The following is a 23,484-nucleotide window of genomic DNA, read 5'->3' as shown; positions in this document are numbered from 1 at the left end:
CGTCGACAGCGCTTTTGATTCCTCGGTGCGAGGCTCCGGTATGGCCGAGACGATATCCGCCGACGAGTTCCGCGACAGGATCGACGCGCGTCGGCGCGGCGAGCGCTCGTTCGCCGTGGTCGACACGCGACCCGAGGAGAGCTTCGCGGGCTGGCGCGTGGCGGACGCGGTCCACTACTTCTACAAGCCGTTCCACGAGTTCGATGTCGACGACTTCGAGCGGGAAACCGGGCTCTCGCCGGACGACAGCGTGGTCACGCTGTGCGCGAAGGGGAAGGCCTCCGACGACTTCGCCGCCGAGCTCTCCGCCGCGGGGTACGCGGACGTCACCGTCGTCGCCGACGGGATGCGCGGCTGGTCCGCGGTGTACGACCGCGCCGAGGTCCCGCTCCCCGATCGACGGGACGCGGCCCCGCCGCTCGACGTCGTCCAGGTACAGCGCCGTGCGAAGGGGTGCCTGGGCTACCTCGTCGTCGGCGGTCGCGAGGCCGGCGGAGCGGATCATATCCCCGCTGCCGGCTCAGACGATGACCGCGTCGCCGTCGCTGATTCCGACGGCTCTGACCGCGTCGCCGTCGCCGTCGACGTCTCCAGACACGGCGACGAGTGGGTCGCGGCGGCCGCCGAACGCGGCGCGTCGATCACGGCCGTCCTCGACACGCACGTCCACGCCGATCACCTCTCCGGCGGCCGGGCGCTCGCGGACGACCTCGGCGTCCCGTACTACTTGCCCGCGGCGGCCGCCGCCCGCGACGTGGCCTCCGACTTCGAGCCGATCGAACGCAACGAGACGCTCGACGTCGGCGGCGTCGACCTGAAGATGCTCGCGACGCCGGGCCACACCGACGACGGCGCGAGCTACCTCGTCGGCGACGCCGCGGTGCTCACGGGCGACACGCTGTTCACCGACAGCGTGGGCCGGACGGAGCTCCAGTTCTCGGCCGGCGACGACGGTGGGGACGCCGGAGACGCCTCGGACGCGGGCGCGGCGGCTGCGGCCGGGCGGCTGTACGACTCGCTCCATGGGACGCTGCTCGCACAGCCCGACGACGTCGTCGTCTGCCCCGGCCACTTTGCGGTCGCGAACGACGGCACGACCGGTGACGTCGAGCCCGGTACACCGGTCGCCACCACGGTCGGGACCGCGCGCCGCGAGATCGAGGTCCTCAGCCTCGACGCCGACGAGTTCGTCGAGCGCATCACCCGTACGCTGCCGGAGAAGCCGCCGAACTACGAGTCGGTGATCGCGGCCAACCGCGGCGGCGAGTCGCCCCCGGACGAGACCGCGGCGATCGAACTCGAACTCGGCCCGAACCGCTGCGCCGCCGGCCCGGACGCGGACTCCGCCGCGAACGACGACTGACGGCCGCGACGCCCCGATCGCCGTCGATGTCGTCGCCGCCGGGCTGCGACGCTCACTCGTCGTGGATGAAGACGAGCCGCTTCGACTCCGTGTTGACCAGACAGAGGTCGATCCCGTCGCGGGTCGCGCCGATCTGCTGCCAGCCGTGGTCGCTGACGAACAGCGTCTGGAAGACGCCGCGGTCGCAGTCCGGGTTCGGACAGCCGACTCCCGCGGCGTTCTTGTAGACAGTCGTCCCGCCGCCCGAACTCTGGCGCACCAAGCCGTCGGTCAGCGACCGGAACTCCTCGGCGGACATCGGTCTCTCCGCGTCGTCGTCTCCCATGTCTCCGCGTTCGCGGGCGATCGTCTAAAAACCGCCTGCCCGTGGCAACAGGTGACACGGAGCCGCCATCGTACGGCCTCCACACTCACTCCGCGTCGCCTTTCGCCCGCTCCGCGTGCGCGTCCGCGAGCCGCGTCGGCTCGGGGAGCTTGTAGCCCGCGCACAGCGCCGCGACAAGGTCGACCGCGGTCGCCGCGGACACGCGGTGTCCGGGACTGACATAGAGGGGGTTCACCCGCCTGCTGTTCGGGTACTGGCGCGACTGGAACGCGTGGCCGACCACCGTCCCCGGCTCGGCCGTCGTCACCGCGTCGTCCGCGCGGATCGGCGTCCGCCAGCCCGCGGGGCGCTCGGCCGTCGGCTCGTCGGGCTCGCCACAGAGGAGGCTCTTCGCCACGCCGACGCTCGGCACGTCGCACAGGACGCCGACGTGGGTCGCCAGCCCCGCCTCGCGGAAGTGGATCCGCCCGGAGCCGTCACAGACCAGCAGGTCGGCGTCGGCGTCGAGCGCGTCGAGCGCGGCTAGGATCGGCTCACCCTCCCGGAACGCGAGCAGGCCGGGGATGTACGGGATCGACAGCGGCGTCGTCGCGCTCGCGTACTCGACTACGGTCCCGCCGCGGAGCGCGACCGCGGCGGAGACGGCGGCGTTGGGACGGTCTCCCGCGCGATCGGTGCGGAACGCCTGGTCGACGCCGACGACCGTCGGGGGGTCAGATCCGTCTCCGGTGCCGCCCGTCCCGGGGAGCGTCTCGTTCGCGACCGCGTCCGATCGCGCCGGCGGCAGCCCGTCCGCGAGGGAGGCGGCCTCCTCGACCGCGACGGCATCCGGGTCGAGCGCATGGTCGTCGTCGAACGTCGCGGCCGCGGCGATCTCGCGCTGGAGGTCCTCCATCTCGGCCGTCGACAGCGACGGGTCGGGCCGGAGGTCCGGCCGCGCGAGGGCCATCAGAACCGGCCGCCCGGACCGCCGGGGCCACCCGGCCCGCGCGGGCCGCGCGCGCCGCCCATCGAGACGCCGCCCATGCCGCCTGCGGAGCGCGCGAGCCCCTCGTTGCGCTTGCCGAACGCGAGCCCGATGGCGAAGCCGATCAGGTGCGCCAGGTGCGCGATGTCGCCCGCGCTGCCCGCGCCGCCCGCCATGACGCTCTGGACGACGAGGGCCGCGGAGACGAGCGCGATCCCCCACGTCAGGTACTTGATCTTCATCGGAACGACGAAGAAGAGGAGCACCTGCATGTTCGGCCGCCAGACGGTGAGTACGCCGAGGATCGCGAAGCCGGCGCCGCTGGCCCCGAGCACGCCGGTCGACGTCGCGCCCGTCGCGAGCGCGAACAGGATGTGGCCGAGCCCAGCGATCATCCCCGAGAGGAAAAAGAACCCGGCGAAGCGCTTCGACCCCATCGCCCGCTCGACGAGCGGGCCGAAGAAGAACAGGACGACGCTGTTGCCGATGATGTGGTAGAGGCTGACCGGCGAGTGGGAGAGGACGGCGGTCAGCCAGGTCCAGACCCGCCCGAGCGCGTCCGCCCGGAGCACGAACAGCTGGTCGTGGAGCGCCGGGCTCACGCCCCAGAACACGACCAGCTGGGCGAGAAACGTGACCCATATCGCCAGGAGAATCGTGTACGTCGCGTTCCCTCGGAAGTAGCTCACCAGCCCGCCCGTGCTGGTCTCGCGGTCGACACGGCGCTTGACGCGGTCGACGAACCCGCTCCCATCGCCCCGGGCCTCCGCGCCGCCGCCCGCGGACCCGCCCTCGATGGTCTCGTCGAAGCCGCTGTCGAAGACCCCGCCGGGGTCGTCCCACTCGGCGAGCCCCGGACAGTTGTGGTTCTCGGGCAGTCGGTGTTCGGCGCAGAACGTCTGGCCGCACCGTTTACACTGGTACGGGAGGTTCTCGTACTCCCCGCACACGTCGCACGTCGCCATTGTCGACACTTACGGGGGCGGTCGTAAAGCGGTTTGGCTCCGTGCCGGACGCGGCAGGGGAGCCGACGACGCGACGAGCCGGTGGCTGGCGACGGGCTCGAACGGGCCCGAGGGGCGCTCACTCCAGCGCTCGGCCGGCGACGACCGCGACGGCGACCCCGGCGACCGCGACCCCGACGAGGGTCGGGCCGAGCCCGCCGGACCCCCACTCCCAGCCGAGGAAGCGGGTGCCGACGACCGCGACGAGGGCGACGAGGAGGCCGAACGCGGAGACCAGCGAGGACTGACTCGATTCGACGAGCGGCATCTCACCGCCACCATTCGACAGCGATAATAAAAAGTGTCTGCCCCGGCCGACCGACGTCGCGTTCCTACGCCTCCGTCTCGCCCGCCCGCAGCCCGTCGACCAGCTCTCGGAGCGTCGCGAGCGGGTACTGGCCTGGCGCCGTCGCGTCCGCCGGGTCGACGGGCGCGTAGCCGATCTTCGACCCGTACACCGGGGTGACCGCGCGGGTGTGCCGCCCCGGCTCGCCCATACACATCGTGGCGACCAGGTGGCCGGCCGCGGTCGCCTCGTGGGTCGCCTCGATCATCGCGAGCGCGTCGCCCGGCGCGGTCGCGGTCGTCGCCAGCTTCCCCACGTCGCCCTCGCTCGCGGCGTCGGCCAGGAGGTCGACGAGCGCGGCGGGCTCCGGGGTGGACTCGAAGTCGTGGATCGACGCGACCACCGCGACCCCCGCCTCGCGCGCCGCGTCCCGCAGCGCCGTCGCGTGCGACTCCTCCGCCGGGTCGGGGTGCGTCCCGCGCAACGCGGCGAGCTCCACGTCGACCGCGGCGACCGCGTCGTGACCGATCGCCGTCGAGAGCGCGTCGTACCGCCCGAGCCCCGTCGCCTCGCCGCCCTCCCACGACGCCCGGTTCGTGACGAGCAGCGGGAGGTCGCCGTCGTACGCGTCGAGCTGGGCGAGCGGGTCGCCCGCGAGATCCAGTCGGAACTCCACGGCGTCGGCGTGGTCGCGAGCCGCCGGCTCCGCCGAGAGGTCGGCCGTGCTCGCGGCGAGAACGAACTCCTCGAACATACGCGGGCGTTCCGCGGGTGAGAACTTAGGTGTGTGCCTCCGGGGCGGACCGAGCGAAGGGGATGCCGAGTCGCGTCAGGCGACGAGGCCGTCCTCGGCCTCCAGCAGCTCGTGGTACCGGTTCCGGATGGTGACCTCGCTGATGTCGGCCACCTCCGACACCGCGGCCTGGGTCGTCTTCTCGTTGGTGAGGAGGGCGGCGGCGTAGACGGCGGCCGCGGCGAGGCCCACCGGCGACTTGCCGGAGTGAACGCCCTTCTCCTTCGCGTTGCGCAGGAGGCTCTTCGCGCGCATCTCGGACTCCTCGGAGAGTTCCAGGTCGGAGGCGAACCGGGGGACGTACTGCTCGGGGTCGGCCGGCTTCACCTCGAGCTTCAGCTCGCGGACGACGTAGCGGTACGTCCGGGCGATCTCGGCCTTCTCCACCCGGGAGACGTCGGCGATCTCGTCGAGGCTGCGCGGGACGCCGGCCATCCGGGCGGCGGCGTACACGCAGGAGGTGGAGACGCCCTCGATGGAGCGGCCGGGGAGCAGGTCCTCGTCGAGCGCGCGGCGGTAGATGACGGAGGCGGTCTCGCGGACGTTGTCCGGGAGCCCCTGCGCGCTCGCCATGCGGTCGATCTCGCCGAGCGCCTGCTTCAGGTTGCGCTCCTTGGAGTCGCGGGTGCGGAACCGCTCGTTCCACTTGCGGAGCCGCTGCATCTTCTGGCGCTGGCGCGCGCCGAGCGACCGGCCGTACGCGTCCTTGTCGCGCCAGTCGATGTTCGTCGAGAGCCCCTTGTCGTGCATCGTGTTGGTCGTCGGGGCGCCGACGCGGCTCTTCTCGTCTTTCTCGCGGGAGTCGAACGCGCGCCACTCCGGCCCGCGGTCGACCGAGTCGGCCTCGACGACGAGCCCGCAGTCGCTACAGACCGTCTCCCCGTGCTCCTCGTCGTTGATGACGTGGCCGCCGCACTCCGGGCAGCTGAGCGTCTCGTCCGTGTTCTCCGATTCCTCCTCCTTCGTCTCCGTTCGGGAGCGACTCCCCCGTGTGTGTAGTCGTTCACTCATAGCTCGGTAGCCCCCGGAAACTGAAACTGCCCGAGAGCGATCTTACGTTACAGTCGACGGAACATAACTTAAAACGACCGGAACGTGTCGCCCGGATCTCGACAAAAGAACATGATCTATCACGCGTTTTCGCCGGTCTCCCATCCGCCCACTTCTCCCCGACCGGCTTCTCCCCCTGCGGACTCCTCGCCGCCGCCGCGTTCGGCCCCGCGACGTTCGACCCCCTTCCCCGACTCGCCGCCGGGACCGAAACGGTTGACACCGTCGCGGCCGGATCGGACCCCATGTCCGCGCCCCGCGTCGTCTCGCTCGCGCCGAGCGCGACCGCCACCGTCGCCGCGCTCGGCGCGGCCGACCGCCTCGTCGGCGTCACCGCTCACTGCGACCTCCCGGGCGACGCCCCCGGGTCGGCGCACGGAGCCGACGCCCCGACCGTCGTCGGCGGCTGGCTGAACCCCGACCTCGACCGCGTCGCCGCGCTCGACCCCGACGTCGTCCTCACCAGCGACGAGCTCCAGGTTGACCTGGCCGACGACTGCCGCGACCGCGGCCTCGACGTCGCGCACCGCGAGCCAGCGACCCTCGACGACGCGGTGGACGGGTTCGCGGCGCGCGGGAGCGACGTCGGCCGACCCGACGCGGGCGAGTCGATCGCGGCTGACGCCCGCGACCGACTCGCCCGCGTCGCCGAGCGCGTCGCCGACCGTCCCCGCCCGACCGTCTACTGCGAGGAGTGGTCCGACCCGCCGATGGCGGCCGGCAACTGGGTCCCCGACGCGGTCCGCGCCGCGGGCGGCCGCTACCCGTTCGTCGAGCCGGGCGAGCGCTCCCGCGAGGTCGACCCCACCGCCGTCGAGCGCGCCGCCCCGGACCGCGTCGTCGTCCACGTCTGCGGGCACGGCGACCGCGTCGACCCCGCCGGCGTCGCCGAGCGGGACTGGATCGACGCCCCGGTGAGCGTGATCGACGACTCCCTCCTAAACCAGCCGAGCCCCACCCTGATCGACGGCGTCGAGCGGCTGGCGCGCTTGCTCCATCCCGAGGCGTTTTCGGCCGCGGCCGACGACTCCCGCACATGACGATCCTGCGAGTCGGCGTCGGCAGCGGCAACCCGGTGAAGCGGCGCGCGGTCGAACTGGCGCTCGGCGCGGCGGCGGACGACGACCTCCCCGGCGCTCCGACCGGCGTCGCGGTCGAGTCGGTCCCGGTCGACTCCGGGGTGAGCGAACAACCGCGGGGCCACGCGGAGACGATCGCGGGGGCGGAGAACCGGGCGACGGCCGTCCTCGACGTGGCGCCCGAGGAGAGCGGCGCGGAGCCCGACCACGCCGCGGGGTGCGACCTCGGCGTCGGCATCGAGGGCGGTGTCGCCGGGTTCGACGGGACCGACGATCGGTACCTGATCATGTGGGCGGCGGTGACGGACGGCCACCGCGTCGGCCGCGGGGCCGGGCCGAGCCTCGCGCTTCCGTCGACCATCGCCGCCCGGATCGATGACGGGGCGGAGCTGGGGCCCGTGATGGACGACCGCCTCGACACCGACGGGATCGCTGAGCGCGGGGGCGCGGCGGGCGCGCTCACGAACGGCCGCGTCGACCGCGCCGAGGCGCTCGCCGCCGGCGTGAGCGGCGCGCTCGGCCCGTTCGTCACTGCCCTCTACTGACCGCTTCGAGCCCCGTGCGCGGTTCGAAGACCGTACCCAAACCCGCACCTGGGCCCGGACTCTCTCCCGCCTCATCGCGGAAAACCGCACGACTGCGACGTGTTAACCCGACCTACCAACCGCCTTATGCGGGGTGCTGCCGTGGTATCGGTATGAGCACGGCTCACCTAGACGCGGTCGCAGCCGAATCGGCCGGCCTCTCCGCGAAACAAGCGCGTATCCTCCGCTACCTCCGCGAGAACGCCGCGGACCGGACGTACTTCAAATCGCGGCTGATCGCCGACGACCTCGACCTCTCGGCGAAGGAGGTCGGCGCGAACATGAGCGCGGTCGTCGACGCGGCCACCGACATCGACGTCGAAAAGTGGGGGTACTCCTCCGGGACGACGTGGATGGTCACGACCTGACCAGGAATCTGTACCCGCGACGCGGCGGTTTCTAGGGGGCGTACGCGACCAGCGACGCGGCGTCGTCGGCGAACGCGACCGCCTCGGCGTCGAAGGAGTCGGCGTACCGGACGACAAGCGTGAGCAGCCGCTCCGGCTCGGTCAGCGCGTAGCCGTCGGTCCGGTCGAGCAGGCCGGCGTCCTCTAGATCGGCAGCCGCGGAGCTTATTGTCGGCCGCGAGACGCCGAGGACGCCGGCGAGGCTGGCCCCCGTTGCGTCCGGGTCGCGCAGCAGAGCGAGGATCATCCCGCGGGGCGTCTCCCGGCGGAGGTAGCCGAGCGCCCGCTTGTCGGTCTCGTCGAACCGGCCCGCCGGGAAGTACCGGCGGTAGTCGGCGTCCTTCACCGACTCGATTGCGCCTGCCTCCTCGAGCTTCCGGAGGTGGTACTGCGCTTCCCCGGTGCCGAGGCGGAGGTCGTCGCGGAGCTTCGAGAAGTGCGCGCCGGGGGTCGTCGGCACGTAGCCGCGGATCGCCTCCCTGGTCTCGTTCGTGTCCTCGCTCGCGTCGTCCGCACTCGCGGTGCCGACGAACGGCGCGGCCGCTCCGACCGCGGCGAAGCGGCGGAGCGTCTCGCGTTTCCGTCCGTCGAACCCCTCTGTCACGGCAAGTACTAGCCTACGCCTTGACAAAAACACTTCGTTCGGGTCAGATCGCGGTGGCGAACCGGTGGTCCGGCGGCGCTCCGCGCCGACCTACTGTTCCTTCTCGACTTCCGCGGCTGCCTCCTCGTCGTCCATCTCCTGGATGACCTCGTCCGCGGACCTGATGCTCGCGCCGGCGTCGCCCGCCTTCACGGCCTCGGCCTCCTTCTCTAACTCCTCGACGTTCATCTCGGCGGACTCCTCGATCTGGCCGAGGATCTCGTCGATGTCGTCGAGGCCGAGCATCTTCCGCGTGTCGGCGTCGAACTCCTTCCCGTCGAGCCCCTCCATCTCCTGAACGTCGGAGCCGGAGAGAGCCTTGCCGTAGCGGCCGACGAGGCTGGTGAGCTCCTGCGGCAGGACGAACGTCGTGGACTCGCCCTTGCCGATCTCTTCGAGCGTTTCCATGCCGCGCTCGATGATGGCACGCTCGCCCATCGACTCGGCGGAGCGCGCGCGGAGGACCGTCGAGATCGCGTCCCCCTGCGCTTCGAGGATCTGGCTCTGCTTTTCCCCCTGCGCGCGGATGATATTGGACTGCTTGTCACCTTCAGCCTGCTCGACCGCGGAGCGGCGTTCACCCTGCGCCTCGAGGATCATCGCGCGGCGGCGGCGCTCGGCGGAGGTCTGCTGCTCCATCGCCTGCTGGACGTCCTTCGAGGGGTTGACCTCGCGGACCTCGACGCTCTCGACGCGGATCCCCCACTCGTCGGTGGGCTCGTCGAGCTCCTTGCGGATCTTCGCGTTGATCTCTTGGCGCTTGTTCAGCGTGTCGTCGAGCTCCATGTCGCCGAGGACCGCCCGCAGGGTGGTCTGCGCGAGGTTCGAGACGGCCTTCTTGTAGTCGTCGACCTCGAGGAACGCCTTCTTCGCGTCCATCACCTTGATGTAGACGACCGCGTCGGCGGTCACGGGCGAGTTGTCGCGCGTGATCGCCTCCTGTCGGGGGACGTCGAGCGTCTGGGTCCGCATGTCGAACGGGTACGTGCGGGAGACGAACGGCGGGATGAGGTTGATGCCCGGCTCGAGCAGCTTCCGGTACTCGCCGAACACGGTGAGCGTCTTCTTCTCGTACGCGTCGACGATCTCGAACGACTGCCAGAGCGTGACGACGACGAGCAGGAGCGCGAGCAGGCCGACGCCCACGAGCCCGAAGCCGAGGCCAGCTTGGAGGGTGATCGGTTCCATGCCCCCCAGTTAGGCTATCCCACGGTTAATAGTTCGCCCGTCGACGGCACACCGTCTCGCAGTCCCCCGGTCGCGGCGCCGCGGACCGGTCGCGGCGCGTTCGCCGGGGCGTCACTCGCCACCGTCGAACTCGGCCGCGACGTTCTCCAGCGCCGCCCGGAGCTGTCGCTCGTTGAACCGGCGGATCACGGGAGAGCCGACCCTAGTGAGCGCGTTCTCCGGGAGGCCGTACGTCGCGGCGTACGTCAGCTCCGTCCCGCCGTCGGCGGGCTCGAGCCGGAGGTCGATAGTGCCGGTGAGCCGCCCGCGGAGCTCGAAGACGTGGCGCTCCGGCGGCTCGTGGACCGTCTGGACGATCTCGCCGTCGATCCCGATCCCCGCCATCCGGTAGGTGTACGCGAGGCGCTTCCCGCCGTTCGCCAGCGGCTCGACGTCCCGGACGTCCGTGAGGCCCGGCGTGATCGCCGCGTGGTTGGCCGGGTCGTCGAGGAACGCGAACACGGTCTCGGGGGCGGCCGCGACGACGATGGCGTCGCTCGCGGCGAACGGGTCGTCACCCGCGACGGACGCGTCGCTCGCCTCGTCGGTCGGTTCGCCGCCGGACTCCGGACGATCGTCGGTCACGCGTCGGCGCTCCCCCGCGGCAGGTCCCGCGTCATCAGTTCGACCGGGGGTTCACGTACGCCTCGACCAGCTTCCGCTCCGCGGCGCGGAGGTGCTGGTGGAACGTCTGTCGGGTGATCCCCATCCGCTCTGCGATCTCCGACCCGTCGACCGGCCGCGGCCACTCGAAGTAGCCGTTCAGCTCGGCGGTCTTCAGCGCGGCGCGCTGCCGCTCGGTGAGGCGCTCGTCGACCGCCGCCGCGAACTCCGCGACGGTGCGGTCCCGGCTCTCGCGCTCGACGCGCGACCGGAGCTCGACCCCCTCGTACTCGCCGCGGAACACGTCGAGGATCGACCGGACGTCGTGCTCGGGCGGGGCCTCGATGGTCAGAGTCGCCCCGTCGGCCGTGGCGGTCGCCTCCGAGACGACGACGCCGTGGTCGGCCAGCTGTGTGAGCGGCGGCGACTCCGTGACGGTGACGGCGAAGCTGGCCCCGTCGTTCGTCTCCGAGACCGTCCGCATCGACTCGACCAGCGGGAGCGACTCCAGCTCGTCGAGGCTCACGCCCTCGCCGTCGACGCGGAAGTACAGCTCGCAGGCGTCGTCGTCGAGGCGCGTCGTCCCGAGGTGCGTGACCTCCCTGCCGACGGCGTCGGCGATCTGCGCGAGCGACGCGGTGGGGTCGCGGACCCCGACGACGATCTCGACGACGCGGTCGGTCGTGAGTATCTTCGTCGTCTCCAGCGAGTGGAGCCCGTTCGCGATCATCTTCCCGACCGAGTCGCACACCTTCCGCTCCCGACGGTCGAGGACGTCCGCGCCGCTGCCGTAGATCCCCAGCAGGCCGTACTGTCGCTCTCCGTACGTGAGCGGGACGACGAGGAGCCGGCGGCCGCCGGCGCTCTCCGGTTCGAGCGGTCCGTCGGATGCGTGCTCTATCGACCCGGTGCTAAGCTCCTGGCTCTCGAGCGCCTCCCGGACCTCCTCGGGCGTCTCGTCGAGGTCGAACGTCGCGCCCGCCTCGACCGACAGGCCGCTCGCGGCGCGTATCTCCAGTTCGCCCGTCGCCGAGGAGACCTCGCCGATCCACCCGCCGGCGTACCCCGGCTCGCCGGCGATGGTCTCGCACACGCGCGCCGGGATGACGCTCGGGTCTCGATTCTCGACGAGGATGCGGCTGATGTCGCTGAGCAGTCCGTTCACTCGGCCGAGGACCCTGTCGAGCGAGCGCCTTTCCGTCGCGAGCTTCTCGGCGCGCTCCTGCGCGAGCCGCTCCGCCTCCTTCCGCTCGCTGACGTCGTTCTGGAAGCCGACGTAGTGGGCCAGGTCGCCGTCTTCGTCGTATATCGGCGCGACCGTCAGCTCGTTCCAGAACGGCGTCCCGTCGCGCCGGTAGTTCCGGATCTCGACGGTCACCTCCTCCTCGTTCCCGAGCGCCTCCGCGATCTTCTCGACCGTCTCCGGGTCCGTCCCCGGCCCCTGGAGGAACCGGGGGTTGCGCCCGAGCGCCTCCTCGATCGGGTACCCGGTATGGTCTTTCCACGCGTCGTTGACGTACACGAGCGGGTAGTCCGGGAGGTCCGGATCGCTGATGCTGATCCCGATCGGCGCGTCCTCGACCGCCCGCGTCACCTCCGCCGCGGACGGTTCGTGCTCCGAGACGTCCTGCCGCGGCTCGGAGGTCGGGACCCCCGAACAGACCGTCGTGACGTCCGAGACTAACTTGTCGATCGACGCCGACCCGTTCTTTTGGAGGAACCGGTCGACCCCGTTCTCGAAGGCGGCCTCCGGGACGCCCTCCTCGTCCGTCTCCGTGAACATCACGATCGGGACGCCGGCGTCGGACTCCTCGATCGCGGTCGCGAGGGCGACCCCGTCGTCGCCGCGCAGCGCGTACTCGCTGACGACGCAGTCGTACTCCCCGGTCGTCGCCTTCGCGACCGCGGAGGCCGCGGTGTCCGTGCGGGTCACGTCGAACCCCGCGGCACCGAGGGCCGTCTCGATCCGATCGCTCCCCTCCTCCGGGTGGACGAGGAGAGCCCGAGCGTTCGCCATGGCGATCCGTTCACACCGATAGGGGTTAATGCTTGCCGGTCTCGGGACGCGCCGAAACCGACCCACGGTCCGCCGACTCGCCGGTGCCGACCCGACTCGACTGTCCAGTCAGGCCGTGGTTACTTCAGGATCGGTAGGCGTGAGATCGACGTATGGTGTCGACTATCTCCCGTACAGGTACATCTCCCGCCCGAACCCGCAAACGATGAGCGTGCGCGTCCCGGTCCGAGAGCCGCCCACGTCGGTCCCCGGCGACCGGATCGGTCTCCCGGACGCCGTCCTCGCCGACCTCGGCGTCGGCCTCGGCGACTCGGTCGTCGTCGAGGGGGCGCACCGCGTCGTCGCCTCCGTCGTCGCGGTCGACGATGGGCCGGAAGCCGCTTTCGTGCCCGAGCGACTCCGTCGGACCGCCGGGCTGGAACCGGGCGACACCGCGACCGTGAGCGCGTCGGACCTGCCGGTCGCGTCGTCGCTCACTCTGCGGCTCCGGCAGTCGGTCGACCTCGAACGGAGCGAGGACGCCATCCGCCAGCGGCTCGACCGCCGCGTGGTCGCCGTCGGCGACGAGGTCGAGGTCACCCGCCTCGGCGGCGCGCTCACGCTCCGGTTCGACGTGCGGGCCGTGACCCCCTCCTCGCCCGCGGTCGTCGGCGGCGGGACCGAGATCACCGTCGCGGCCGACGACGGGAAGCCGGCCGTCGTCGACGAGTCCCCGGGGAGGGACGACGACGTCGTCGAGACCGCGACGTTCGAGCGGCTCAGAGAGGCGGTCGCGACCCGGTTCGACGCTGCGGAGACGTTCGCGTCAGCGGGCTCGCCGACGCTCGGGCTGCTCCTCCACGGGCCGCGCGGCTCGGGGAAGACGACGCTCGTCGAAGCCGTCGCGGCCGCGACCGACGCGGCGCTCGTCCGCGTCTCCGCGGCGCGCCTCCGCGGCGAGCGCGCCGGCGACCAGTCCGAGGGGCTCGAGCGGGTCGTCGAGGCCGTCGCGGCCGGCAAGCCGACCGTGGTCCTCCTCGACGACCTCGAGGCGCTCGGGGCCGACGACGGCGGCGGCGCGCTGGCCGACCGGTTCCGATCGACCGTCGACGAGCTCCGCGCCGGTGACCGGACCGTCGTGATCGGCGCGACGACGGACCCCGGCAGCGTGCCGTCAGCGCTGCGCCGCGGCGGGCGGTTCGACCGCGAGATCGAGGTCGAGCCGCTGACGACCGCGGAGCGGCGCGACGCGCTCGAGTCGCTGTGCGAGGGCGCGTCGCTCGCGATGGACGTCGACTTCGACGCCGTCGCCGCGCGGCTCAACGGGTACGTGTTCGCCGACCTGGCCGTCCTCGCGGACGCCGCCTTAGAGCGCGCGGTCCGCCGCGAGGGCCGCACCGCCATCCGGATGGACGACTTCGACGACGCGCTCGACGAGACCGAGCCGACCGGCCTCCGCGAGGTCACCGTCGAGTTCCCCGCGGTCGGCTGGGACGAGGTCGGCGGCCTCGAGGAGGCCAAGCGCGAGCTAGTGCGCGCGGTGTACTGGCCCCTGGAGTACGCCGACCGCTTCGCGGCGATAGGGATCGACCCCCCGTCCGGCGTGCTCCTCTACGGGCCGCCGGGGACCGGCAAGACGCTGCTCGCCCGCGCGGCGGCGAGCCTCAGCGACGCGAACTTCATCCCGGTGAACGGGCCCGAGCTCCTCGACAAGTACGTCGGGGCGAGCGAGCAGGCGGTCCGCGACCTGTTCGCCACCGCCCGGGAGAACGCGCCCGCCGTGGTCTTCTTCGACGAGGTCGACGCCATCTCGCCGAAGCGTCGCGGCGACGACACGGGGGCCGGCGAGCGCGTGGTCTCGCAGCTCCTGACCGAGCTCGACGGGTTAGAGCCGCTCACCGACGTCGTGGTGATCGCGGCCACGAACCGCCCGGACAACATCGACGAGGCGCTGCTCCGCCCCGGCCGCATCGAGAAGTCGGTTGAGACGCCGCTCCCGGACCGGGACGCGCGCCGCGAGATACTCGGGATCCACGCGCGCGAGATGCCGATCGCGTCCGGCGTCGACCTCGACGCCCTCGCCGACCGTACCACCGGGTACAGCGGCGGCGACATCGCGGCACTAGTCAGGGAGGCCGGCCTGCTCGCGATCGAGGACGCGATCGTCGACGACGGTCCGCCCGTCGAGCCGACGGTCGGGCGCGATCACTTCGAGCGCGCGCTCGCCGAGACATCGCCGTCGACCCGCGACGGGCGTGGCGACGCCGAGCGAGCGACGGACTAGTTCGGTCCGCCGGGACGTCCCCGGCGGAGATAGAGCGTCGCTGGCGGCGCTTACGAGCCGACGGCGACGCCCCGCGACGGCGGCGGGCCGCCGTGCGGTTTACTCCTCGTGGAGGTTGAGGACGAAGTACGCGACGCCGACCATCGCGAGCAGCTCCATCGCTGCCATCGTCCAGAACGTCACGCCGAATCCCGCGCGAGACTCGAACGTCGGGATCAGGAAGATCCCGGAGAGAGCGATCACGAGGCAGACGGCGAGCCCGACGACGGATCGCATGTTCAGTACCGGTGTCTGTTGAGCGTTGGTGTCAGTCATATCAAAAAATGAATGGTGAAAGTCGGTTAGTGCGATGCGATACGGTTACCGAACGGTCGACGGGTCGACCGTTAGTCCGCGGCCTGGGCATCGGCGCCCGCGGAGGGCTCCGGCGCCTCGGTGTCGCCGAGGATGGCGCGGCTGCGGAGCAGGACGAACCCGAAACCGACCTTCGCGGTCACGTCGAGCACCATGAACGCGAGGGTCTCGACGCCGAGGCCGACGACGCCGGCACCCTCGGTCCCGACAATCCACAGGATCGGGTACGCCGTCCAGAGGACGGCGACCAGCACGGTCAGCGTATTGAAAGTACTCTGGACCGCTTCAGAGCGCTGCGCGGCGGCGCTACGCAGACTCGTCAGGAGGTAGTACAGCACGAACAGGAACGCGATCGTGCTGAACAGCCACCACGTGTACCGCGCGAGCGGCGTCTTCGACAGTGCGCCGATGAGACCGGTGACGATCATCAGCGCGTCAACGCCGATGAGCGTCCCGATGGTGACGCGGTCGACCTTCGCCAGCAGGGCGAGGTCGAGCAGCAGCAGCGGCGTCGTGAACAGCCAGTCCGCGTACCGGGCATAGTAGATGTCCAGCACCGTTCCGCTGGCGAGTTCGACTTCGCTCACACCGATGCCGAAGAACATCGCCAGATACGCGGCCGAAGCGATCCCCGGCACGAGGATCGTGATCGCGTAGTATTCACGGGCCTCCTTGTCTGTCACGCCCCAACCGCGGGCGATGAAGTAGAAGGTCCCGATGATCATTAGTAGCGTGCCGATACCCAACCAGAGTGTCTCGGGACGACCATCGCCGAGGAGGTCGAATCCCGCCTGTAGCGCTATCGGGTCCATACCCACTTCTACATATAGCATATACCCTATTTAGATCGATGCCAACCCAGTCAGGTATGGCCGTCCCCCGGCGACCGATCGCGGGGGTGCTTCGGCGGTCGCGTCCCCCGGCGCACCACCTACCGAGGGGAACGTAGTCGGCCCGAAAGTAATGACCCTGGGGCACATCTACTCTCGTATGGCAGACAACGACACCGAGGCGGAAGCGGAATCGACCACGGAGACTACCACGGAGCGAGAGGCCGAGACGGAGACGGCCGACGACGTCACCATCGACGTCGAGGCGATCGACGCGTACGAGCAGCGCATCGACGAGCTGTCCACCGCGGTCGAAGAGCGCGACGAGACCATCGAGGAGCTCCAGTCCGTCGTCGAGGAGCAGTCGGAGCAGATCGACAAGCTCGAAGACCAGTTCCTCGACCTGTCCGCCCGCGTCGCCGACGGTCGGAACCTCGGCGTCTGCCCCGAGTGTAACGGCCCCACCGAGAAGAAGGAGCGCCTGTTCAGGTCGGACACGATCGAGTGTAACCGCTGCGGCGAAGTGATCCATACGTACTGATCGCGTCCGCGTGTGGCGTTCAAACGAGGACCGCTCGATCGACCAGTACCCTCCGTCGACTAGCACCGTCCTTTCGGGCCGTCGGCCGCTCCAACTCGGCCGATCGACTGTCCCGACTGAGGTCATCGACCGTCCCGACTGAGGCCGTCGACCGTCCCGGTTCGGGCTCTCGGCGTTGACCACCGCGGCGCAGTCTTATAAAAAACCGAATAATGGCGACGAGGCCCTAACCCCGTAACGACCGTACGTGCGACCATGGCTACGTCGACGGCGAGTCCGGTGCGGCGGCTTCTCGGAGAACCGGAACGGACGGCAATCGGCGCGTCGCGCGCGGCGTTGCTCCTGCTCGCGGTCGGGTTCGGCGCGCTGTCCGCGGCCGGGACCGAACTGTCGCTCCGGACCCAGATGATCGCCTACCTCGTTGGGATGGTCGCCCTGAACCTCCCGCACGGGGGATACGAACACTTCTCGAACCTCCGCCGGCGGGGGCTCCCGTTCGGCGCGCGGTACGTCGGGCTCTACATCGGCTTCGTCGCGTCGTTCGTGGCGCTGTTCGTCGTCGCGCCGCTGCCCGCGCTCGCGCTCGCGTTCGGCACGGCGGTCGCGAAGGGAGGGCACGGCGACCTCCGCGTGATGGACGCGCTGGTCGGCACCGAGCACCTCCCGACCAAGCCGCAGCGGGCGCTTGCCGCCCTGATCCGCGGCGGGGCCGTGATGATCGTCCCCGCCGTCTTCTGGACCGAGACCTACTACAGCTTCACCGGCATCATGCTGGGCGTCTTCGACGGTCGGCTGGCCGGCCCGGCCGCCTCAAACCCCGAGACCTTCACCACCGCGCTCGGCGCGGTCTTCGGGCTCGGCGTGGTCACGCACCTCGGCGGCGGCCTCGTCACCAGCCTGCGCTCGACCGGGGGCGTCAGCCGGTCGTGGCTCCTCGACGCCGCCGAGACGCTGCTGCTCGTCGCGTACTTCGCGCTCGTGCCCGTCGTGGTCGCCATCGGGCTCTACTTCCCGCTGTGGTACTCGCTCCGGCAGTCGGCGCGGAGCATGGTCGTCGAACAGGAGCAGCCGGACCGGACCGAGGGCGTCTCGCTCGTCGTCGCGTGGGGGGTCCTCGTCGTCGGCGCGCTGGTCACGGCGACCGTCGCAGCCGCCCTGTGGACCGTCGCGCCGAACCCCCTCGCCGGCGGGTCGCTGCTCTCCGGCGCGGTCGCCTTCTACACCATCTTCGTCTGCGTCATCGCGATGCCGCACGTCGTCGTGGGCGAGTGGCTCGACTTCGGGCGCGGCATCTGGTACGTGCCCTGAACGCGGACGGACGCGCCAGCGGAACGCGCGTTCCTCCGACGCGAACGGCCCGCGGTCGACGAGATAACAAGCCCTAAAACCCGGCTCGTCGACCGATACGGTATGCCTCTGCGGTTCGCTCGGCGGCTCGGGCTCGCGGACGCGGTGACCGTGGCCAACGCCGCCGTCGGCTTCCTCGCCGTCGTCGCCGCGACGGTCGACGTCGCGCTCGCGGCCCGGCTCGTCCTCCTCGCCGCGGTCGCGGACGGGCTCGACGGCGTCGTCGCCCGCCACCGCGGGTCGACGCCGGCCGGCCCGTACCTCGACTCGCTGGCCGATGTGGCTTCCTTCGGTGTCGCCCCCGCCGCGCTCGTGGCGGCGGTCGTCCGCGACGGGCGCTCGTTCGCGACTGACCCCGTCCTCGTCGCCGCCGGCCTCGGTGCGGGCGGCCTGTTCGTCGCCGCCGCTGTCGCCCGGCTCGGGCTCTACACGGTCGACGAAGACGGGGCGCGAGAGACGGTCGGCGTTCCCACCACGCTGGCCGCGACGGTGCTCGCGGCGGCCGTCATCGCGGGCTACACCGCCCCGCCGCTCCTCGTCGCGGCGACGGCGGCGTTCGCGCTGCTCATGGGGTCGACGGTGCGGTACCCGGACCTCCACGCGCAGGACGCGCTCGTGATGGGCGTCGTCCAGGCGGCGGTGATCCTCACCCCCGCCGGCCACATGGCGACGAGCGCGCTCCCGGCGTGGATCGGCGAGGGGTTCGCGTTCGCGCTGCTGTTCCTCTCTTCCGGCTACCTCCTCCTCGGCCCGCGCTTCTACTGGGGCGACGGCATCCAGGCCCCGCCGAGTCTCCGCCGGTGAGCCCGGTCCGGTGCGGCGACCGGCATTTGTCGGCGTCGATACAGCGCAGAAATGGACGGCGCTTCCGCTCGTCGGAGTAAATCAAAGATCGAAGAGACGGGGATTCGACGGGTCTGCGTCGCCGAGCGCTTACAGGAGGTCGTCGAACTCCTTGTACCGGGTGATGTCGACGCCGTCGTCGGTGACGACCGCGACGTTGATCCCGTTGCCGGAGGCGAGGTCGCGCTCGACGGCGGACTGGATCGCCTTCGCGGCGATGGTCTTCGCCTCGTCGATGGTGACGTCGTCGTCGTACTCCTGCTCTAAGACACCGAGCGCGTACTGGGAGCCGGAGCCGGTGACGGTGTACTCCTCCTCGGTCGTGCCGCCGAGGGCGTCGATGGAGTAGATGTGCGCGCCCTCGTCGTCGACGCCGCCCAGGATGGGCTGGACGACGAAGAAGGCCCCGGAGCGGAGCAGGTTCCCGGTGAGGGTCGACAGCGCCTCCATCGACATGTCTTTGCCGCGGCGGGCCTCGTAGAGGCTCGTCTCGGCGCGGAGCGTCGAGATGAGGTTCTGGGCCGCCGAGACGGAGCCGGCGATGGTCAAGGCCCCGCGCGGGTGGATCTCCTCGACCTTCTGGACGTCCTTCGAGGAGACCATGCCGCCGAGGGAAGCGCGCATGTCGGTCGCCATCACGACGCCGTCTTCGGCCTTGATGCCGACGGTCGTGGTCCCCGTCTTCATCTCGCCTTCGCCGTCCGCCTTCGCGGCGCGGCGTTCGCTGTGTTCGAACTCGCCGAGCTCAGGTCCGAAGACGGGCTGGTCGCGGCCGAGGTCGGCTGCGGGCCCGTCGGAGAGGTCGCCAGTCGGTGTTCGCATTACGCCTACATTCGCCCGGCGCGCTGATAAAGGCAACCCTTCGGGGACCGCCGACCGGTTCCGACGGGCCTATCCGTCGCCGGGTGAGGACCGGCGGACTGCGGCGGGAGAGGCCGGAGCACGGCGGACCTCGGAGCGGGCGCTGTGGGGGCACGGCGGGCGCGAGGAGCGCGGTGTGGGATCGCGGCTCGAAGAACGGCTTCGCGGTCGCTCGGCGTTGGGTCGGTCGCGGAGAACGAGCTACTGTCGGCGCGGGGTCACTCCTCGTCGACGGCCTCGGTGGTCGTCTCGACAAGCCGACCGATGGGGACGTTGACGCCGAGGTGCTGACGCGCGAAGACGGCCACCGGGAACAGCGAGATTCCGACGGCGACGGACGCTTGGTGCAGCCCGAAGAGGGCCGCGGTACGGATGCGGTCGAACATTGAACTTCTGTCACACCCCAGTGGAGGGGTATATAAATATCTTCCGTGCCCGGCGCCGCACTCGATCCGCCGCTGTCTTGCGGTTTCCGGTCGTTGATTAACGATCCTGAAACTTCCATCGCTCCGGGCCGATCGACGCGTACCCCAAGCCGGTCGGACGACGTTCATTCGCATAACTTATGAGAATCCACGAGGGCTCATGCGCCTCGCATCAGCGTCTCTGGGACGGCGCGGTGGGACCCGGTCTAGCGGGTGCGGAGCGACCCGCCTGGCGGGCCCGGCGCGACCCGCTGAGCCGGATGCGGACCGGGTCGCCCCGGACCGAACGGGATTTAACCGAATGCGCACCTACCGTGTCGCGTGAAGAACGTCACGGACCAGATCCGGAACCCATTCGGGATGCGTCCCGACTGCCCCTCGTTCGTCCCGGGCTACGGCGACGCCAACGCCGACTTCCACGTCGTGGGCGACCGTCCCGGCGTCCACGGTGGGACCGCGGCGGGAGTCCCCTTCACCGGCGAGCCGTGGTCGCCCGCGTTCCTGTCGGCGCTCTCCGAGGCCGGACTGATCGCGGGGCTCGCCCCCGGCGTCGCCCCCGACGGCGTCGCGACCGACGGCGACCCGACCGCGGTCGACCCCGTCCGGACCGACCGGACGTTCCTCTCGTACCTCCACATGTGCGCGGGCGAGTCGGCCCCGGACGAGGAGTCGTACGACGACATGGAGCGGTTCTTCGACGCGGAGCTCCGCGCCATCGCGGCCCACGTCCTGCTCCCGGTGGGCGCGCGAGCGACCGAACACGTCTTGGAGAGCTACACCGCGCGGGCGTGGAAGACCGAGGTCGACATGGACGCGCTCCACGGCGACGAGCTGCTCGGCGCGGGCTGGCTCGTCGTGCCGGTGAAACACCCCGGCGACTGGACCGACGGCGACGCCGACCGGCTCGTCGACTCGCTCCGGGAGCTCCGGTCGACGGACTTCCGCCGCGAGAGTGACCTCGGTCGCTTCGTCGCGGGCCACGACCCGTACCTCGTCCGCTGACGCCGCGATCGCCTCAGGTCACCGCGGACCGGTCGGTTTCCGCTCGGATGGACGTGCGCTTTCTCCGGCAAAGGGTGTCGCCAATGCGCCGATCCGGCAGTAATCGGTCGGCTCCGCGACCGATCGTTTTCTGCCTGCCGCCGAACGTGTCATATTTGTCGCTACTGCTCGGATTTTATATCCGTCCTGTCGATCTGTACACAGACGCCCGAACGATCGGGCGTCGGCCGCAGGACTGGTACTCCCCGCGGCGACTTGGTCAGTTCCGGCCCTCACCGGCCGGTTTTTCCTCGCTACACAGCGCGTCGATGTACTTGCCGACGTGGTCGTCTATCCGTCGCTTGTAACCGGCCCGCCGCGCGAGCCGGTCGAGTTCGCGGGAGACGTACGTGCCGTACTGGACCGCCTTCTTATCCGCGGTCCGGACGGACTCCGGGACGCGCCCGGCCGCGACGCGCCGGAGCGCGACCTTGCGCTCGTCGCCGTCGACGAGCAGGTCGTCCGGGAGCGCCAGCGCGGCGGCGACCACGCGGTCGTCGAGCAGCGGCGTCACGGGCTCGACCCCGGCGGCGCGGAGCGCGAGCACGTCCCGCGCCAGCTGGTCGGGCAGCGTGCGGACGGTCTCGGTCCGCGCGCCGCGGACCGTGTCGGCCTCGACGCGGGGGTCCTCGGCGGGGTCGACGACCTTGCTGTAGCCGCCGAACAGCTCGTCGGCGCCCTGGCCGACGGCGAGCCGGTCGAACCCGTCGGCCGCGGCCGCCTCGGCCGTCAGGAACAGCGGCACCGCGATGGCGACGTCCATCGGGTTCCGCCGACCGGTCGCGCCCGCGACCGCGCGGACGGCGCGGGTGAGGTCGTCGTGCGTGATATCGACGACCCGGAGGTCGCGCTCCATCGCCTCCGCGGCCGCGCGCGCCGCATCGACGTCGTGGCTCCCCTCGAAGCCCGCGACGTAGCAGGGTGCTTCGGGCGCTGCGGCCGCGACGAGCCCGGAGTCGACGCCGCCGGAGAAGGCCATCGCGAGGTCGCCGCCGTCGGTCTCGGCGGTATTCGCTCCGGGGACGAGGTCGTCGAGTGCCGCGCTCACGGCGTCCTCGACCGCCGCCAGCGCCGACTCCCGGTCCGCGGTCGCCGCCGGCTCCGGGAGCCGCCAGACGCGCTCGGTGCCGGCAGTCGAGACGACGCCGCCGGCCGGGACCGGCTCCGGGTCGTCGAGCGCGTCGCGGTCGAAGTCCCACGCGCCGGGCGCGGTCGGCCGGTGCTCAGTCGCCGGATCCAGAGCGTCACGCTCGACGAACAGCGGCTGGCGGCCGAGGACGTCGCGGACGAGGACCGGTCCCTCGCGGTCCGGCGGGTCGGCCAGCAGCCCGGCGAAGCCGCATCCTCCGGGGAGGGGGTCGCCGTCGCGGAGGGCGGCGCGGACGCGGTCCGGGGGGAGTCCGCGGAGGGTCGAGCCGCCGTCGGCCGCGAAGTGCTGCGGCGACATCGGGGTCACCGGATCGCGTCGATGGCGCGGAGCGCGCGGCGCTTCGCTCCCCCGCCAAACTGCCGCAGCGAGACGCGCCACGGTGTGCGCTTGCCGACGACGCTCGTCCGGCCGTCGGCGATGCCGTCGAGGATCGCGGCCGCGGAGCGCTCGTCCGCGCCCACTTCCGTCACCGCCTGACCGACCATCTCGGAGATGTGGGCGTCGCTGCCGGCGGTCATCGGGACGCCGTTGCGCACGGCGAACTTCTCCGCCTGCCGGTTCGAGCGCCCGGTGAACAGCCGGGAGTTGTACACTTCGAGGGCGTCGGCGCTCGCGAGCTGCGCCTCGCTGATGTGCGCGGCGACGCCGTGGCGGGACTTCTGGAAGGGGTGGGGGACGACCGCGATCCCGCCCTGCTCGCGGATCCGGTCGAGGGTCTCGTCGAAGGGGAGGCCGCTCTCGACGCGCTCCTCGATGCCGAACGCGAGGACGTGGCCGACCGCCGAGGTCACCTCCATGCCGACGATGCCGACGAGGCCGTAGTCGGGGGCCTTCTCGGCCGCCTCGACGCTGGCGTCGATCTCGTCGTGGTCGGTGACGGCGAGCGCGTCGAGCCCGACCGCGGCCGCCTGCTCCAAGAGGAGGTCGACCGGGTCGCGCCCGTCGTACGACAGCGCGGAGTGCGCGTGGAGCTCGACCGATAGCACGTCCGTTAGTTCGAGCGTGGTCATAAAAAGCGCCCCGGTTCGAGCCCGTTCCGGTCGGTTCGCGGCGGCTGAACCCCAATACGACGATGTGATAGTTAAGCGTCCATCGCGGTGGCGCGTGCCGCCGAGCGGCCGTCGAAGGCGGCCGTGAGGAGCACGCGCGCGGTCGCCGGCGCGTAGCGCCGGCTGCCAGAGGGACCTCTGGTCCCTCGCTGGACGCGGTGAGCGCTCGCAGAGCGCGAACCGCGAGGTTGGGGCGGCGCGAGGCGCGGTTGCTGTGCGGTCGCGGTCGGGGTGGGACTCGAAGGGGCAGCCGCGAGAACGAAGACGCGCGACGCAAGGACCGCAGGCGCGAACACAGTGAGCGCCGAGGACCACGGCGAGCGCATCGAGTCCTCACGGCTGGGGCTTTGGCGGCGTTCGCGGTCGATCCGCAATCGGCCATCTACAAGGGAACCGCGAAACCCACGAGACGAAATCCAAAAATGTCGAATC

The 23,484-nt window shown here is 71.2% G+C and carries 25 protein-coding genes; 9 read left to right on the top strand and 16 right to left on the bottom strand.

The genetic code is table 11. The annotated features are described in order from the left end of the window. Window positions 1-40: 40 nt before the first annotated feature. Window positions 41-1,363: an MBL fold metallo-hydrolase gene (locus ABNG04_RS13300; protein ID WP_371162885.1), complete on the top strand. Its 1,323-nt coding sequence runs from the start codon at window positions 41-43 to the stop codon at window positions 1,361-1,363. A 52-nt stretch (window positions 1,364-1,415) separates the two neighbouring features. Here ABNG04_RS13300 and ABNG04_RS13295 read toward each other — a convergent pair whose 3' ends face one another. The 6 genes from ABNG04_RS13295 to ABNG04_RS13270 all read right to left on the bottom strand — a co-directional run bounded on the left by ABNG04_RS13295 (window position 1,416) and on the right by ABNG04_RS13270 (window position 5,749). Next, window positions 1,416-1,688 carry a DUF7385 family protein gene (locus ABNG04_RS13295; RefSeq protein WP_297884423.1) on the bottom strand — a complete coding sequence of 91 codons (273 nt, stop codon included), beginning with the start codon at window positions 1,686-1,688 and terminating at the stop codon, window positions 1,416-1,418. An 85-nt stretch (window positions 1,689-1,773) separates the two neighbouring features. Then, on the bottom strand, window positions 1,774-2,637 hold the full coding sequence (locus ABNG04_RS13290) for an endonuclease V (RefSeq protein ID WP_371162884.1): 864 nt from the start codon (window positions 2,635-2,637) through the stop codon (window positions 1,774-1,776). After that, complete coding sequence (locus tag ABNG04_RS13285) at window positions 2,637-3,620, bottom strand: rhomboid family intramembrane serine protease (protein ID WP_371162883.1); 984 nt, start codon at window positions 3,618-3,620, stop codon at window positions 2,637-2,639. Before ABNG04_RS13285 ends, ABNG04_RS13290 begins: the two co-directional genes overlap by 1 nt. Before the next feature lie 118 nt (window positions 3,621-3,738). Next, window positions 3,739-3,927, bottom strand: a complete 189-nt coding sequence (locus tag ABNG04_RS13280; RefSeq protein WP_371162882.1) for a multidrug transporter — start codon at window positions 3,925-3,927, stop codon at window positions 3,739-3,741. Window positions 3,928-3,991: 64 nt separating this feature from the next. Beyond that, window positions 3,992-4,699: a type I 3-dehydroquinate dehydratase gene (locus ABNG04_RS13275; RefSeq protein WP_371162881.1), complete on the bottom strand. Its 708-nt coding sequence runs from the start codon at window positions 4,697-4,699 to the stop codon at window positions 3,992-3,994. Between the two features lie 75 nt (window positions 4,700-4,774). Then, entirely contained in the window at window positions 4,775-5,749 is a 975-nt protein-coding gene (locus ABNG04_RS13270) for a transcription initiation factor IIB (protein WP_371162880.1), read from the bottom strand. A gap of 284 nt (window positions 5,750-6,033) precedes the next feature. Between ABNG04_RS13270 and ABNG04_RS13265 the strand changes: the two genes are divergently transcribed. From ABNG04_RS13265 to ABNG04_RS13255, 3 genes are all read left to right on the top strand, one after another. Beyond that, a complete protein-coding gene (locus tag ABNG04_RS13265; protein WP_371162879.1) occupies window positions 6,034-6,828 on the top strand; it encodes a cobalamin-binding protein in 795 nt (264 codons plus the stop codon). Further along, window positions 6,825-7,412, top strand: a complete 588-nt coding sequence (locus ABNG04_RS13260) for a DUF84 family protein (RefSeq protein WP_371162878.1) — start codon at window positions 6,825-6,827, stop codon at window positions 7,410-7,412. The genes ABNG04_RS13265 and ABNG04_RS13260 overlap by 4 nt, the downstream gene beginning before the upstream one ends. A gap of 152 nt (window positions 7,413-7,564) precedes the next feature. Then, a complete protein-coding gene (locus tag ABNG04_RS13255) occupies window positions 7,565-7,819 on the top strand; it encodes a DUF7123 family protein (protein ID WP_371162877.1) in 255 nt (84 codons plus the stop codon). Window positions 7,820-7,850: 31 nt separating this feature from the next. Here ABNG04_RS13255 and ABNG04_RS13250 read toward each other — a convergent pair whose 3' ends face one another. The 4 genes from ABNG04_RS13250 to ABNG04_RS13235 form a co-directional block, all read right to left on the bottom strand. Beyond that, window positions 7,851-8,462: a winged helix-turn-helix transcriptional regulator gene (locus ABNG04_RS13250; protein WP_371162876.1), complete on the bottom strand. Its 612-nt coding sequence runs from the start codon at window positions 8,460-8,462 to the stop codon at window positions 7,851-7,853. A 90-nt stretch (window positions 8,463-8,552) separates the two neighbouring features. Beyond that, window positions 8,553-9,689 carry an SPFH domain-containing protein gene (locus ABNG04_RS13245; protein WP_371162875.1) on the bottom strand — a complete coding sequence of 379 codons (1,137 nt, stop codon included), beginning with the start codon at window positions 9,687-9,689 and terminating at the stop codon, window positions 8,553-8,555. A 111-nt stretch (window positions 9,690-9,800) separates the two neighbouring features. Continuing rightward, a complete protein-coding gene (locus tag ABNG04_RS13240) occupies window positions 9,801-10,313 on the bottom strand; it encodes an SRPBCC family protein (protein WP_371162874.1) in 513 nt (170 codons plus the stop codon). 34 nt (window positions 10,314-10,347) lie between these two features. Next, window positions 10,348-12,348 carry a bacterio-opsin activator domain-containing protein gene (locus ABNG04_RS13235; protein ID WP_371162873.1) on the bottom strand — a complete coding sequence of 667 codons (2,001 nt, stop codon included), beginning with the start codon at window positions 12,346-12,348 and terminating at the stop codon, window positions 10,348-10,350. Between the two features lie 205 nt (window positions 12,349-12,553). Here ABNG04_RS13235 and ABNG04_RS13230 point away from each other — a divergent pair, with 205 nt between their 5' ends. Further along, on the top strand, window positions 12,554-14,611 hold the full coding sequence (locus tag ABNG04_RS13230) for an AAA family ATPase (protein ID WP_371162872.1): 2,058 nt from the start codon (window positions 12,554-12,556) through the stop codon (window positions 14,609-14,611). Between the two features lie 99 nt (window positions 14,612-14,710). Here the strand turns inward: ABNG04_RS13230 and ABNG04_RS13225 are convergent, their stop codons facing one another. Further along, the gene (locus ABNG04_RS13225; RefSeq protein ID WP_371162871.1) at window positions 14,711-14,926 is read right to left on the bottom strand and encodes a hypothetical protein; all 216 of its coding nucleotides are present in this window, start codon (window positions 14,924-14,926) and stop codon (window positions 14,711-14,713) included. A gap of 71 nt (window positions 14,927-14,997) precedes the next feature. After that, the gene (locus ABNG04_RS13220) at window positions 14,998-15,777 is read right to left on the bottom strand and encodes a bacteriorhodopsin (RefSeq protein ID WP_371162870.1); all 780 of its coding nucleotides are present in this window, start codon (window positions 15,775-15,777) and stop codon (window positions 14,998-15,000) included. A 178-nt stretch (window positions 15,778-15,955) separates the two neighbouring features. Between ABNG04_RS13220 and ABNG04_RS13215 the strand changes: the two genes are divergently transcribed. The 3 genes from ABNG04_RS13215 to ABNG04_RS13205 all read left to right on the top strand — a co-directional run bounded on the left by ABNG04_RS13215 (window position 15,956) and on the right by ABNG04_RS13205 (window position 18,487). Continuing rightward, window positions 15,956-16,336, top strand: coding sequence for a SlyX family protein (locus ABNG04_RS13215; protein ID WP_371162869.1), 381 nt, complete (start codon window positions 15,956-15,958; stop codon window positions 16,334-16,336). Between the two features lie 255 nt (window positions 16,337-16,591). Continuing rightward, window positions 16,592-17,644 carry a Brp/Blh family beta-carotene 15,15'-dioxygenase gene (locus ABNG04_RS13210; RefSeq protein ID WP_371162868.1) on the top strand — a complete coding sequence of 351 codons (1,053 nt, stop codon included), beginning with the start codon at window positions 16,592-16,594 and terminating at the stop codon, window positions 17,642-17,644. Between the two features lie 102 nt (window positions 17,645-17,746). Continuing rightward, window positions 17,747-18,487, top strand: coding sequence for a protein sorting system archaetidylserine synthase (locus ABNG04_RS13205; RefSeq protein WP_371162867.1), 741 nt, complete (start codon window positions 17,747-17,749; stop codon window positions 18,485-18,487). Window positions 18,488-18,616: 129 nt separating this feature from the next. On the opposite strand, the gene psmB is transcribed toward ABNG04_RS13205, so the two are convergent. Beyond that, window positions 18,617-19,348 carry an archaeal proteasome endopeptidase complex subunit beta gene (psmB, locus tag ABNG04_RS13200; protein WP_371162866.1) on the bottom strand — a complete coding sequence of 244 codons (732 nt, stop codon included), beginning with the start codon at window positions 19,346-19,348 and terminating at the stop codon, window positions 18,617-18,619. Window positions 19,349-19,605: 257 nt separating this feature from the next. Next, window positions 19,606-19,773 (bottom strand): hypothetical protein, encoded by a 168-nt coding sequence (locus tag ABNG04_RS13195; RefSeq protein ID WP_371162865.1) that lies wholly within the window; start codon window positions 19,771-19,773, stop codon window positions 19,606-19,608. Window positions 19,774-20,133: 360 nt separating this feature from the next. On the opposite strand from ABNG04_RS13195, the gene ABNG04_RS13190 reads away from it, so the two are divergent. Then, window positions 20,134-20,814 carry a uracil-DNA glycosylase family protein gene (locus ABNG04_RS13190; protein ID WP_371162864.1) on the top strand — a complete coding sequence of 227 codons (681 nt, stop codon included), beginning with the start codon at window positions 20,134-20,136 and terminating at the stop codon, window positions 20,812-20,814. 259 nt (window positions 20,815-21,073) lie between these two features. Here ABNG04_RS13190 and ABNG04_RS13185 read toward each other — a convergent pair whose 3' ends face one another. Both ABNG04_RS13185 and ABNG04_RS13180 read right to left on the bottom strand, forming a co-directional pair. Continuing rightward, the gene (locus ABNG04_RS13185) at window positions 21,074-22,300 is read right to left on the bottom strand and encodes an asparagine synthase C-terminal domain-containing protein (protein WP_371162912.1); all 1,227 of its coding nucleotides are present in this window, start codon (window positions 22,298-22,300) and stop codon (window positions 21,074-21,076) included. Window positions 22,301-22,305: 5 nt separating this feature from the next. Further along, entirely contained in the window at window positions 22,306-22,989 is a 684-nt protein-coding gene (locus tag ABNG04_RS13180; protein WP_371162911.1) for a PHP domain-containing protein, read from the bottom strand. Window positions 22,990-23,484: the final 495 nt, after the last annotated feature.

The sequence above is a fragment of the Halorubrum miltondacostae genome (assembly GCF_041379815.1).
Classification (GTDB): domain Archaea; phylum Halobacteriota; class Halobacteria; order Halobacteriales; family Haloferacaceae; genus Halorubrum; species Halorubrum miltondacostae.
Note: the sequence above shows the minus strand (reverse complement) of the source record. Positions and strands in the feature narration are given on the sequence as shown.

What these genes read in the sequence shown, in the direction of transcription:
- ABNG04_RS13300 (WP_371162885.1), top strand. Translation starts at nt 41, where the DNA reads ATGGCCGAGACGATATCCGCCGACGAGTTCCGCGACAGGATCGACGCG.
- ABNG04_RS13295 (WP_297884423.1), bottom strand. Translation starts at nt 1,688, where the DNA reads ATGGGAGACGACGACGCGGAGAGACCGATGTCCGCCGAGGAGTTCCGG.
- ABNG04_RS13290 (WP_371162884.1), bottom strand. Translation starts at nt 2,637, where the DNA reads ATGGCCCTCGCGCGGCCGGACCTCCGGCCCGACCCGTCGCTGTCGACG.
- ABNG04_RS13285 (WP_371162883.1), bottom strand. Translation starts at nt 3,620, where the DNA reads ATGGCGACGTGCGACGTGTGCGGGGAGTACGAGAACCTCCCGTACCAG.
- ABNG04_RS13280 (WP_371162882.1), bottom strand. Translation starts at nt 3,927, where the DNA reads ATGCCGCTCGTCGAATCGAGTCAGTCCTCGCTGGTCTCCGCGTTCGGC.
- ABNG04_RS13275 (WP_371162881.1), bottom strand. Translation starts at nt 4,699, where the DNA reads ATGTTCGAGGAGTTCGTTCTCGCCGCGAGCACGGCCGACCTCTCGGCG.
- ABNG04_RS13270 (WP_371162880.1), bottom strand. Translation starts at nt 5,749, where the DNA reads ATGAGTGAACGACTACACACACGGGGGAGTCGCTCCCGAACGGAGACG.
- ABNG04_RS13265 (WP_371162879.1), top strand. Translation starts at nt 6,034, where the DNA reads ATGTCCGCGCCCCGCGTCGTCTCGCTCGCGCCGAGCGCGACCGCCACC.
- ABNG04_RS13260 (WP_371162878.1), top strand. Translation starts at nt 6,825, where the DNA reads ATGACGATCCTGCGAGTCGGCGTCGGCAGCGGCAACCCGGTGAAGCGG.
- ABNG04_RS13255 (WP_371162877.1), top strand. Translation starts at nt 7,565, where the DNA reads ATGAGCACGGCTCACCTAGACGCGGTCGCAGCCGAATCGGCCGGCCTC.
- ABNG04_RS13245 (WP_371162875.1), bottom strand. Translation starts at nt 9,689, where the DNA reads ATGGAACCGATCACCCTCCAAGCTGGCCTCGGCTTCGGGCTCGTGGGC.
- ABNG04_RS13235 (WP_371162873.1), bottom strand. Translation starts at nt 12,348, where the DNA reads ATGGCGAACGCTCGGGCTCTCCTCGTCCACCCGGAGGAGGGGAGCGAT.
- ABNG04_RS13230 (WP_371162872.1), top strand. Translation starts at nt 12,554, where the DNA reads ATGAGCGTGCGCGTCCCGGTCCGAGAGCCGCCCACGTCGGTCCCCGGC.
- ABNG04_RS13225 (WP_371162871.1), bottom strand. Translation starts at nt 14,926, where the DNA reads ATGACTGACACCAACGCTCAACAGACACCGGTACTGAACATGCGATCC.
- ABNG04_RS13220 (WP_371162870.1), bottom strand. Translation starts at nt 15,777, where the DNA reads ATGGACCCGATAGCGCTACAGGCGGGATTCGACCTCCTCGGCGATGGT.
- ABNG04_RS13215 (WP_371162869.1), top strand. Translation starts at nt 15,956, where the DNA reads ATGGCAGACAACGACACCGAGGCGGAAGCGGAATCGACCACGGAGACT.
- ABNG04_RS13210 (WP_371162868.1), top strand. Translation starts at nt 16,592, where the DNA reads ATGGCTACGTCGACGGCGAGTCCGGTGCGGCGGCTTCTCGGAGAACCG.
- ABNG04_RS13205 (WP_371162867.1), top strand. Translation starts at nt 17,747, where the DNA reads ATGCCTCTGCGGTTCGCTCGGCGGCTCGGGCTCGCGGACGCGGTGACC.
- psmB (WP_371162866.1), bottom strand. Translation starts at nt 19,348, where the DNA reads ATGCGAACACCGACTGGCGACCTCTCCGACGGGCCCGCAGCCGACCTC.
- ABNG04_RS13195 (WP_371162865.1), bottom strand. Translation starts at nt 19,773, where the DNA reads ATGTTCGACCGCATCCGTACCGCGGCCCTCTTCGGGCTGCACCAAGCG.
- ABNG04_RS13185 (WP_371162912.1), bottom strand. Translation starts at nt 22,300, where the DNA reads ATGTCGCCGCAGCACTTCGCGGCCGACGGCGGCTCGACCCTCCGCGGA.